Origin of the sequence: Gillisia xinjiangensis (assembly GCF_046298265.1) — a bacterium.
Classification (GTDB): domain Bacteria; phylum Bacteroidota; class Bacteroidia; order Flavobacteriales; family Flavobacteriaceae; genus Gillisia; species Gillisia xinjiangensis.
On sequence record NZ_JBKAHK010000004.1, the window covers coordinates 56,619 to 68,238 of the forward strand.

Sequence of the window (11,620 nt, forward strand, 5' to 3'; positions counted from 1 at the left end):
CATAATTTATTCTAAATTTACTATTAACCTAATTATATAAAATCTTTAAAACTCGGCAAAATAAGGCTTTGCTGATGGATTTTAAATTGAAATGTTTAAAAAAAAATAATTCCATGCTGGAAATATCAAATTCTTCAGATAAATCAGTTTTTCAAATTTTAACAGATCTAAAGGATAATCACGAAGTCACTGCGGTACTTCCCGGTGGCGGAATGCTGCATATTGAAAAGGACATACCCTATCTGGTGGTGTACCGAAAAAAAAAGCAGGATACTGGGATTTCAAGACTTGCCAGAAGCGAAGCCTCCTACCTGATCATTGGTGATGAGGAATTTGACCTTTATAAAGACCTGCTTTTTGAAGTGACGAATATACTTTCTGCCCGTTTTAATACGTATATGATCCTGGAGTTATATTCCGGGGAACCGCGAAGCAATACTTTTTTAATCAAAGGGCCCGAAGATAAATTATCCTCTTCCCTTAATATTTTAAAAACGGAGTTGGAAAATATCAATGAAGTTTATTCCGGGCTTTACCTACAAGCCAAAATAAAAAATACCCCGCACCGGAATCCTGAAGGGGAATTACCTTTAATGGAGGTTGAAAGCGCAAAACTTTCGGGTGGGGTGGTAATAAGTCTGGAAATACCACCGGTTTTCAGAAATGAGAACGGGGCTTTATACCCGGTGTTTTTCCGTGGTTTCAGAGATTATTTTATTCCTGCCATACATAAGTTTGTTTATGATTTTATAAGGGTGCAATCTTCCTTTGAAATACCGAGTTACAATGCACTTGGCACAAAGTATTTGAAAGAGAAGGTTTTTGAAATTGACCGAAAACTTGCTGAAATTGAAGGCAGCTACCAGTTTTTATGGCTGGTTTCTCCCGCGAATATTCAGGATATCAAACAAACATTTTTTGACAGCAACTATGAAAAACTGCTCGATTATCATTACAGGTTGCTACCAATAGATCCGGATGTTTTAAAAAGGGAACTTTTTAATTTAAAGATCGAAGAAATTGATGATCCCGCTATGTCTTACCTCTTCAGGGAAAAAAGGGAAGAACTGGATCAGCAAATTACCATGCTCAATGAACGCGGCACAAAAAATTTCTTCTATAACAGCATTCGCCTTTATAAGGGCGTTGAAAGGAATTTATGTGAAGAGGCCCGTGACCTTCTAAATAAGGTTGACGAGGTGCAAAACACAAGGCCAATGGATATAATAGATTCCAAAGCCTTTAGTGCCCTGGCGCGTAAAGAATTTGATTATTTCAGGGAACAGGATGAAAACTTTAAAAGCAGGGTACACATAAGAAAGGATGTGAATATAATGATGGTCTCACAGGGAGAACTTTATATTCCGCAGGATTATAAAATGAACCGCAAGGAATCTGTAGCCTTGATCCAGCACGAAGTGGGGACGCACGTGCTTACCTATCATAACGGAAGCCGGCAGCCCTTGCAGCAAATGAAAAGCGGCCTTGCCGATTATGATCCGCTGCAGGAAGGTCTTGCCGTGATGGCAGAATATCTTGTAGATGGCTTAACCCCAAACCGCCTAAGAACCCTTGCCGGCCGTGTGGTTGCCGGAGATGCCCTTATGGAAGGCGCAGGTTTTAAGGAGATTTTCCACCTTTTGGTAAAGGAGTATGGTTTTTCACACATCCGCTCTTTTAATATAACCTCAAGGATCATGCAGGGTGGTGGTTTCCTAAAAGATATTATTTACCTGAAAGGTCTTGTTGACCTTAGAAAATATTTAGTGGAAGGAGGAGATTATGAACCTCTTCTTTCAGGAAAATTCGGAATAAAACACACTCAAATTATAAAAGAGCTTACAGACCGTCGCATCCTCCAACCGGGAGTTTTGCGCCCAAGCTATTTATTGAAAGAAAACGTAACCGAAAAAATCGATTTAATAAGGAAAGGCTTACCCCTTTCACAAATGATAACCACATGAAAATATGTTTTGTAGTTAATAGTGTTGAGACCGAAAAATGCGGTACTACTGCCTTCATTATGCATGAGGCCCGAAAAAGAAGTCACGAAGTTTACGCCATGGGCGTGGGCGATTTCAGTTTTACCAATGAACAGGAACTCGCTGTAGTTGCCACCAGCCTGCCTAAAAATGCGGCTCCCAAAACTGCACAGGATTTTATAGACCTGCTGCATAGTGAGAAAGCTAAACAGGAAAAGATCCATGCCCGGGACCTCGATGTTCTTTTTATAAGAAATAATCCTACGGAAGAAGCTGAAGGCCGAAACTGGGCAGAACACTCTGGCGTTGCATTTGGAAGAATGGTACAAAAAGAAGGTGTCCTTGTTTTAAACGATGCCTACGGCCTCTCTGATGCCTTTATTGACAAGCTGTATTTTGAAGAATTGCCCAGCAGCATTAAACCTGCATCTCTTATTACCCGAAACAAGGAAGATATCCTGGCATTCTTTGAGGAACATAAAAAGAAAATGGTTTTAAAGCCACTGGAAGGTTCAGGAGGCCGCGGAGTTTACCTTATAGACAAAAACGAAAAGAACCTTAACCAAATCATTGAGAACCTCACAGCACAAGGCTATATTATTGCCCAGGAATTTCTGCCTGCAGTGAAAGACGGTGATGTAAGGGTATTGTTAATGAACGGAAGAATAATGGTAAAAGATGGGAAATATGGGGTTATAAGAAGAATTAGCAGTGAGGGCGAATTCAGGAGCAACATCACCCAGGGTGCCACTACAGATGTTAGCGAGTATACAGATGATATGAGAAAGATCGTTGAAATTGTTGCCCCAAAACTTATAAGGGACGGCCTTTTCTTTGTTGGGCTGGATATTGTAAAGGACAAATTGATCGAAATCAATGTATTAAGCCCCGGCGGTATGGACAATTTCCCGGAAGTTGGTTTACCCGATTTTTCTGATGTGGTAGTGAAAGCAATTGAAAGAAAACTGGAATACAAAAAGAATTATGGGAACAAGCTTTCTAACCGCGAGCTCGCAACTATGGATTAAAAACTCAAAAACCTCGGGGCAAGCCCACAAGGTGTGTTGGATAATACAGGAGGCGAATACTTTTAATAATTCGAGTCATCCCATAAGAATATCGGGACGGTGAATAAAACCCTCAATGAGGGATTAAACGATGGAGAAAGGGAAAAATAAAGAATATTCAAGAATTATAGGGACCTATACCAGCAATAAAAAAGGTCCGCTTTTATTTGTTACCGGTGGGATTCACGGAAATGAACCCAGCGGAGTAAAAGCTCTTCAAAAAGTCTTTGAGGAACTGGAAAAAACCAAACCGGAGATAGAAGGAGCGATTGTGGGAGTTGTTGGAAATAAAATAGCGCTCAACGTTGACCAGCGTTTTATCGATAAAGACCTTAATCGCACTTGGACTATAGAAAATGTTGAAAAGGGGGAAAAGGATACACAGGAAAAAAAGGAGATGTTTGAGATCATTGAAGTCCTGAAGAGATATCCTGAATCCGATTTTACCAAACGCCATTTCCTGGATTGCCACACAACCTCTGCCGCCACCGTTCCGTTTATCTCGGTACAGGAAGTAAACGACAATGACGCCTGGGCGCATAAATTTCCCACATACATCATTAGAGGATTCAGCGATATAGTATCGGGCTGTATAGACCATTACATGAGTCGCACCGGTCTTACCGGATTTGTATTTGAAGCCGGGCAACATACAGATGAGCGTTCTGTTGAAAATCATGAAGGAGTGATCTGGCTGGCCTTAAAAGAGGCCTGTAAACTTGACCTGACCCAAATCTCGTGTTTCCCGGGTTGTGTAGATAAATTCGTTCAGGACAATGCTCCCGACCAAAAAACATTTGAGATCATTCACCGTCACGGACTGGAGGACTCAGATGAATTCATAATGGAACCGGGCTTTGAGAATTTTCAGAAAATTGAAATAGGACAGCTTCTCGCCTATCAGAATGGTAAGGAAATTCGAAGTGAATGGGATGCGCATATTTTTATGCCACTCTACCAGTCACAAGGAAATGACGGGTTTTTCGTGGTGGAGGAGGTTGAAGTTTAAAGGATCTCTGTGCTTCAAATCAGGAAACCTTTTTTACATAGTACATAAACATTCGTGCATTCTTGTCTGGTTTTGACAAAATTAAGGGCTATGTTGGTTGCGAAGAATTTTTTGCAATGAATGAACGATAATATTATTTTCCTTGAACGCAGTTCCAAAGTATTTTCAATTGGGTTCGCATTTATCGCGCAAGCTTTGGACTCTTGATTTTTGATTCTTTCAGGATTAAAAGGCATGAAGTTTTAATTCCTGGCTTGAACTGCAAACGACTTCTTTTAAATTTTTTATCTTCTGAAGTTAATAAACCACCCAATATTATTAGATTTAGGCTCTGTTGAAGGTCTCACAATTTAAATTATACCAGATAAGATTTTTATTGATTAATAATAAAAGATAGATGAAACATCCTTAGCGACAAGCTAATACTGTTATATATTACCGATAAAAAATGCAAGTATTGAGTGAAGTCGAAATAAAAGAAACCTATGAAATTTTGGTTTATTATTATTTTAGGAATATTCAGCCTTGGCACTTTCGCGCAGGAACGGGAAGGAATTAGGGGTCGTGTGTCTCAAAATGATAGTATCCTCGAAAATGTAGTTCTGAAAAATGTCACCACCAAAAGGGCCACGGTTACCAATTCTAAGGGATATTTTTCATTAAAGGCATCTGTTGGAGATACCATTCTATTTTCTCGAATAGGTTCTGCCGATTTAATTAAGATACTGAACAAAGCAGATGTGGAAACGGAGCTTTTGGAAATAAAAATGAAAGAGCTTATTAATGAACTTCCGGAAGTAAATATCCAAAACACTCGGGAAATTAATGCGGTTTCCCTGGGAATCATACCTAAAGAAATTAAACCTTTAACCACAAATGAAAGGCGGCTGCAAACGGCCGGCGATTTTAAATGGATACATCTGCTTGGAATCCTTGGCGGAAACCTTCAGATCGATCCTATTCTTAATGCGATAAACGGCAGAACTAAAGAACTAAAACGAAACATTTTAATCGAACAAAAATTGAAGAATATTGCTGTTTTAGAGGGCTATACCACTTATTTACAGAAGGAAATCAACCTAACCAAAGATGAAGCGCAAAGGATCATAAGCCTGGCGGGAGAGGAAGAAAGCGCTCAACTGGTCATTGACAGTAAAAACCCGGACAGAATAAAATTTCACCTTTTAGACACCTGGATAAAATATAAACAGCCGTGATATGAAATTCTAAATTGATTTGGTTTGGAAAATCTTTAAAACCGGGTTATTTTATATTTCTGAACGGGCATCTCCATTTTTTTTGTCATCCTATGTTTGTATTAGATATTTTTTAGCATTCTGAACCCGCTTTTGGGCGAGAAAGAATCCCTGCCGTGATTGCGCGGGTTTGTCGCTGCAAAAATGTTATGGTCTTTCCTCTTATAATTATTTTTGCTCCAGAAAGTACAAACCAAATTTTATTTTCCAATAAGGTACCTGCTGTTCAAAATGATCGAAATAATGTCTTAAGCCCTCCGGAAACTCAAGGGTTTTTCGTGCTTTTTCTATGGTTTTTATTTCTTCGGAAGTGATGAATTGATGCAAATCTATAGCTTCTCCCAGTTGATGTGCTTTTAACAAATGGCCGTAGATGGTTTCTGTTTGCATGAACCTTTGTTCTGCGATTTCCTCCGGGGTCAGCCCTTTTTTATGAAGGGAAAAACTCTGTTCATGAGTGGGGATTTTAGGTTGCAGCGATTGTTGGTGAGCTGCAATAACTTTCAGAAAACGCTTTGCATATTTCTCCCGTTTTGCCTGGCCCACACCGCTTATTTGGGCAAATTTTTCTTCTGAAACGGGCTGCTTTTCTTCCATATCTTTTAAGCTGGCATCGCTGAAAACAATGTAGGCCGGAACATTTTCTTCCAGGGCAATATTGGATCTAAGTTTCCGCAATTTTTCAAAAAGTGTTTTCTTTTCGGTTTTTGTGAAACCTTCTCTTTTTGATTCTGTTTTGGCTTGAATTAAAGTTGCCAACCGCACTTGTTTTCCTTCGAATAAAATGGATCTTGCCAGGGGTGTAAGCAGCAAACGGCCATTTTCATGAAACCGTATTTCCAAAACTCCCCGATTGATGAGTTGGATAATATATTGATGCAGGTCCTGCCAGGAAATGTCTTTTACCGCTGCATAGGTTTTAATATGCTGGTATCCTTTTTCAAATACCGCTGCATTTTGTGAACCGCGTAAAACGTCCAAAACCATTCCCAGGGCTTCCTGCTCCTTCAGTCTTGATACGGCCGAGCATACTTTTTGTGCTAAAAGCGTTCCGTCAAAATATTTGGGTGGCGCTTTGCAAATATCGCAATTGCCGCAATCTTCAGAAAAGTGTTCTCCAAAATAATTGAGCAAAGCTATCCGGCGGCAGCTCAATGCCTCGGCGAATTGCTGCATCCGCTCCAGCTTTGCCAGTTGAAAATCTTCTGTAGGGGTTCCTTTTATAAACTGTCGTAATTGGATAATATCGGCAAAACTATAGAATAACAAGGTGTGTGCAGACTGGCCATCGCGGCCACTTCTTCCAATTTCCTGGTAATAGCCCTCAATATTCTTGGGCATATTGTAATGGATCACCCAGCGCACATTGCTTTTGTCAATTCCCATTCCAAAAGCGATGGTTGCCACGATAATTGGCGTGCTATCTTTCACAAAATCTTCCTGAATGGCAGAGCGCTCATCAGAGCTCATCCCGGCATGATAAGCTTTGGCCTGATAGCCTGATTGCCGCAATTTCGCAGCTAAATTTTCCGTGCCATTTCTGCTGAGGCAATATACAATTCCGCTTTCCTCGGGTCGGGATTTCAGGAAGTTTAAAATTTGCCCGAGACGGTTATTGCCCGGGCGGACTTCCAGGAATAAATTTTTCCTGTCGAAGGAAGCAATGTGAACGCTGGCCTCCGGAATATTCAATTGTTTTGTGATGTCGTCCTGTGTGGCGCGGTCTGCTGTTGCGGTAAGTGCGAGCACAGGTACCTCGGTGAATTTTGATTTTAGACTTCCCAATTGGGTATAGGCCGGCCGGAAATCGTGGCCCCAGGTGGAGATGCAATGTGCTTCATCTATTGCGATAAGGTTCACTTTAATGCTGGAAAGCACCGGTAATAACTGCGTTAAACTTTCAGGCGCTATATAGAATAGCCGGAGTTTTCCATAACGAAGCTCGCTTAAGATGCGTTTTTGTTCATCATAAGCCTGACTGCTGTTATAAAAATCGGCAGCTATTCCGTTTGCTTTTAGGGAATCCACCTGATCCTTCATTAGGGCAATAAGCGGGGAAATAACAATGGTCGTTCCGGGCAATATCAATGCCGGCAGTTGAAAACACAGGGATTTTCCGCCACCCGTGGGCATTATGGCAACAGCGTCTTTTCCCGCAAGTATTTCTTCAATGACCTTCTCCTGATTTGGCCGGAAACTGTCGTAACCAAAGTTCGTTTTCAAGAGCGATGCAATTTTTTCTTTGACAATCATAACAAGAAGCTTATTAAGCAGACAATAGAATACAGCTAATAGATGAAAGACTATTTAAGTTGACGCATAATTTAAAATACATTAGTTGATATGTCAATATATTGTCGTCACCTTAATAATTCAATAAGAAAGCAACGCCGGAGTGATTTCTCCCGGCGATGCTGATTGATCTTTACTTAGCTCCTAACAAAAGCAACTCGTTGCAAGTCACTTCTGTAAAGTAGTGTTTAACGCCTTCTTTGTCATCCCAGATCCGGGTGGATAATTTGCCTTCTATGGCGATTTCCTTTCCTTTGGTGACAAATTGCTCGATGATCTCGGCGGTTTTTCCCCAGGCAACCACATTGTGCCAGTCGGTGTTTTCTACTTTTTCACCTTTGGCATTGGTGTAGTTTTCGTGTGTGGCGATCGAGAATTTCGCCCGCTTTCTTCCGGTTTCCAGGTTTGCAATTTCAGGATCTTGTCCTACTCTTCCAATCAACTGTACTTTGTTTCTAAGTGCATTCATAATAATATAATTTAAGGTTAAACAGTTAATACTATTGAATCTTATGATCCAACGGTACAAACATAGAGCAGCACTTAAACTGGATTCGGTTACTAATTATTTACTTTCGTTTAAAATCGTTTGTAAGCGTTTGTTGTCGGTTATAGTTTGATAACAATGAATTCACTAGCCTGATATTCAATTAGTTGAAGTAATACAAAACAATCAAGGTTCAGAACAGATTTGATAAAAAATAAATGCTTGAATCCATTTGTACCGGGAATATTTTATTATAACCTACCATGAATGGAAAATGTAGAAGAATTTAGGTTTCAAAAGATCTGAGGACCTGGGTTATATGAAGGGATAACTTCCGGTTTTTAGATTCAGGTTACTTCTTAAATAGAATTCCGGCAGGTAAAAATGGCAATAAAAAAAACCACTTCAGTTTATTGGAAGTGGTTTGCTTATGCTCTTTTTTCAAGCCTTTTGAACTCAACTCCATTCTTCCGCGAGTTTAGGCAGATTGGCCTTCATCAGGTCATTTGGTGTCATGGCAATTCGGAATTCGCAGATGGCTTCAAAATTTAAAAACCAGGGCTCTGCAATAGATGGAATGGAAGAAGCTTCTTTAACATCTACTACCATCACGGCTCCGCGATTCCCTTCAAGTTCGGTAAAGTAAATGCTCTCCGGTTTTACGGCATCAATTACGCGGCCAATAATATCGCCCACCGTTCCATCTCTAACCATCGAACTGAAAGGCTCAATGAGAAAGATTAAATTAACTAACATTCTCATAACTGTATATTTTAAATTAATAACTTAAATATACAAAACAGAAATGGCTATATTGGATCATTAATCATTTAACAATGAGTTTATTATACTTAAATAAAGCTTAAATTTTAATGATTTTTATCCAATTATTTCACTAAAAAAATTAGAAGGCAATCAAATTTTTCCGGATAATTTCAATGATTTTGCACCTATACTTTTCATGCCACTATACCAGTTGAAGGGAAATGACGGATTTTTTATGGTAGAGAAGGTAAAATTTAAAGGCCTTTTTGATTGTTTTGCTGTGCTTTTCAAGGAAAGTTATGTGATAAAACACTCCACATAAATTCTATTCGGTCCTGTTCATTAATGACTCCAAACATTTCCCGCCTTTTCAAAATTCATACCCAAGGGTACATTTGTGCCTTCCCGAAATCCCGGGATCACTCCCGAAGAGTCCGAACCACTTTCACTTCTGAACCGCTCCTGAAAAACTATTCTCCCTTCTCCTCATCAATCCACTTATCAATCTTATCCTCCAACAACTGCAATGGCACAGCGCCTGTTTCCAGCACCTGGTTGTGGTACTGGCGAATGTCAAAGTTATCTCCCAGCTCAGCTTCTGCCCTTTCCCGCAGTTCACGGATCTTGAGCTGACCTATCTTGTAAGATAAAGCCTGCCCTGGGTTGGCCATATAACGTTCTATTTCAGATATAATACTTTCTTCGCTTTCGGCTTCGTTGTCCAGGGAGTATTGAATAGCCTCTTCGCGGGTCCAGTTTTTGCTGTGCAGTCCGGTGTCTACTACCAGGCGAACGGCGCGGTGCATTTCCGCGCCTAGAGTGCCAAAGTACTGGTATGGATCTGTATATAATCCAAGTTCTTTTCCTAAAGATTCGGCATATAATGCCCAGCCTTCGCCGTAACCACTGTACCAAAGGGTTTTTCTGAATTGTGGCAGGTCTGGATTTTCCTGGGTAAGTGAGATCTGGTAATGATGCCCGGGAATAGCTTCGTGCAGGAACAGCGACTCGTCGCTATAAGTGTTATAGGAGGCAGGATCGGGTACTGGAACATAAAAGATTCCGGGCCGGGTACCGTCCAAAGATCCCGCGTTATATTCGGCACTGGCAGACTTTTCCCTGAAAGCTTCGGTGCGACGCACCTCAAATTCGGTTGCAGGAGTCTTATCAAAAAGTTTGTCTATATTCGGCTCCATAGTTTTATATATCTGGTTGAAATTCTCTACTACTTCTTCAGAAGAAGAAAAAGGCATCAGGTCTTTATTAGTTCGCACATAATTGAAGAAAGATTTCAGGTCGCCCTCATAGCCTACTTCAGCCTTTACCTTTTCCATTTCCGCAGAAATACGCGCCACCTCATCCAGGCCTAACTGGTGGATCTCATCGGCAGTCATATCGGTGGTAGTATATTTTTTTATCTGGTGCATGTAAAAGGCTGCCCCGTTGGGAATATCAGCTATTCCGCTGCTTTCCCTTCCCGCAGGCAAATATTCCTTCCCCATAAACTCCTGCATTTTCCGATAAGCAGGGATTACCTTATTTTTCACCATCTCATCATATTTTGCAATGATTTCCTCTTTTTCTTCTTCAGAAAAACTGTCGGGAATATTCTTTACCGGGCCATAGAACAGGTGGTTCTCATCCTCCTTAGCCATAGCTTCCATTTGCGGGATCACTTTGGCAATAAGGGATTTGGGAAGTACATATCCCAGCTCCATTCCTTCACGCATATTGCGCTCAGCAGAATTCATCCAGGTAAGGAAACCGTCTACACGCCGCAGCCAGTTCTCATAATCTTCTACGGTTTTGAATGGCTGCGAACTTGCCCCACTCGCCAACTGACCCATAAAAAGATTTACCGACCACATTTGATCTATAGGCATGAATTTGGCATTGTCAAAATTCATGGTCTCCAAATTGATATTGCATTCCCACAAGAGGATATCCTTAGACATCTTTTCACTTTGGCTAAGGCCATCATCCTCGATATCAAGTGCTGCCAGTTTATAGGAAGTATAGTAATTGCGCAGACTGTCTTCATAAGCAGGAGAAAGGAAATCGGGAAACTGGTCGTTATAACGCATATCCCCTGTAGTGGTAGCTGAAATGGGGTTCAGGCGTAAACCATCTTCATAATAATTGTCCAGCAGGGAATCAAATCGCGCACTGGCGGCCTTTCTTTCGTCCTCTTTTTCGGTTTTATTGTTCCCGTCTTTACAGGCTGTAAAAGCTAAAATTAAACAAAGGGAAAGGATGCTATTTTTAAACATATTAGGTGTGTTTTAAAGTAAAGTTACTAAGGTAGGAAAATTTCGGTGGAAACGGTTTTCGGCTTTCTTATCGTTCTTTTTTTTTACGGTTTCCCAGTGACCGTGAAGAAAACCTACACTGGTCTATAGGGGTAAAAACAGGGAACCTTATGATTTCCAGCGGAAAAAAGGGAGTGTTATATGATTTATTCAAATTGCATTTATTAACGCTTAGTTATTACCGATGGTTTTTTTGTAATCGGTTTCAATTATTTCAGTTATCCCATCCCCATAAGAAGTAGGCATGAGATCAAACTCTTTCTCAAATTTACTGCCGTCAAAAATATAATCGCGGTCATACTGATAAAGCATTTCAACCGATTCTTTCATCACTGGCACAAACACTCCCATTAGCCGAATTTTAAACTTTGTTACAGAACATAAATTCCCGGGATCCACATTCCAAATAATTTATCGATATCATTAAAATTGCTTATATGGAAAAAGACCTGA

Annotated in this window: 9 protein-coding genes; 4 read left to right on the forward strand and 5 right to left on the reverse strand. The window is 40.4% G+C overall.

Going from position 1 to position 11,620, the window contains the following annotated elements; translation table 11 throughout:
* Positions 1-113: 113 nt before the first annotated feature.
* The 4 genes from ACKGJN_RS07770 to ACKGJN_RS07785 all read left to right on the forward strand — a co-directional run bounded on the left by ACKGJN_RS07770 (position 114) and on the right by ACKGJN_RS07785 (position 5,275).
* Positions 114-1,964: a flavohemoglobin expression-modulating QEGLA motif protein gene (locus tag ACKGJN_RS07770; RefSeq protein ID WP_409538900.1), complete on the forward strand. Its 1,851-nt coding sequence runs from the start codon at positions 114-116 to the stop codon at positions 1,962-1,964.
* The gene (locus tag ACKGJN_RS07775; RefSeq protein WP_409538901.1) at positions 1,961-3,010 is read left to right on the forward strand and encodes a glutathione synthetase; all 1,050 of its coding nucleotides are present in this window, start codon (positions 1,961-1,963) and stop codon (positions 3,008-3,010) included. Before ACKGJN_RS07770 ends, ACKGJN_RS07775 begins: the two co-directional genes overlap by 4 nt.
* A gap of 130 nt (positions 3,011-3,140) precedes the next feature.
* Positions 3,141-4,058, forward strand: a complete 918-nt coding sequence (locus ACKGJN_RS07780) for a M14 family metallopeptidase (protein ID WP_409538902.1) — start codon at positions 3,141-3,143, stop codon at positions 4,056-4,058.
* A 485-nt stretch (positions 4,059-4,543) separates the two neighbouring features.
* A complete protein-coding gene (locus tag ACKGJN_RS07785; RefSeq protein WP_409538903.1) occupies positions 4,544-5,275 on the forward strand; it encodes a peptidase associated/transthyretin-like domain-containing protein in 732 nt (243 codons plus the stop codon).
* Between the two features lie 207 nt (positions 5,276-5,482).
* On the opposite strand, the gene recQ is transcribed toward ACKGJN_RS07785, so the two are convergent.
* The 5 genes from recQ to ACKGJN_RS07810 all read right to left on the reverse strand — a co-directional run bounded on the left by recQ (position 5,483) and on the right by ACKGJN_RS07810 (position 11,518).
* Positions 5,483-7,567, reverse strand: coding sequence for a DNA helicase RecQ (gene recQ, locus ACKGJN_RS07790; protein WP_409538904.1), 2,085 nt, complete (start codon positions 7,565-7,567; stop codon positions 5,483-5,485).
* Between the two features lie 172 nt (positions 7,568-7,739).
* A complete protein-coding gene (locus tag ACKGJN_RS07795) occupies positions 7,740-8,075 on the reverse strand; it encodes a single-stranded DNA-binding protein (RefSeq protein WP_409538905.1) in 336 nt (111 codons plus the stop codon).
* Between the two features lie 474 nt (positions 8,076-8,549).
* Positions 8,550-8,855, reverse strand: a complete 306-nt coding sequence (locus tag ACKGJN_RS07800; protein ID WP_409538907.1) for a panthothenate synthetase — start codon at positions 8,853-8,855, stop codon at positions 8,550-8,552.
* Positions 8,856-9,328: 473 nt separating this feature from the next.
* On the reverse strand, positions 9,329-11,128 hold the full coding sequence (locus ACKGJN_RS07805) for a DUF885 domain-containing protein (RefSeq protein ID WP_409538908.1): 1,800 nt from the start codon (positions 11,126-11,128) through the stop codon (positions 9,329-9,331).
* Between the two features lie 210 nt (positions 11,129-11,338).
* Entirely contained in the window at positions 11,339-11,518 is a 180-nt protein-coding gene (locus tag ACKGJN_RS07810) for a hypothetical protein (protein WP_409538909.1), read from the reverse strand.
* Positions 11,519-11,620 lie beyond the last annotated feature (102 nt).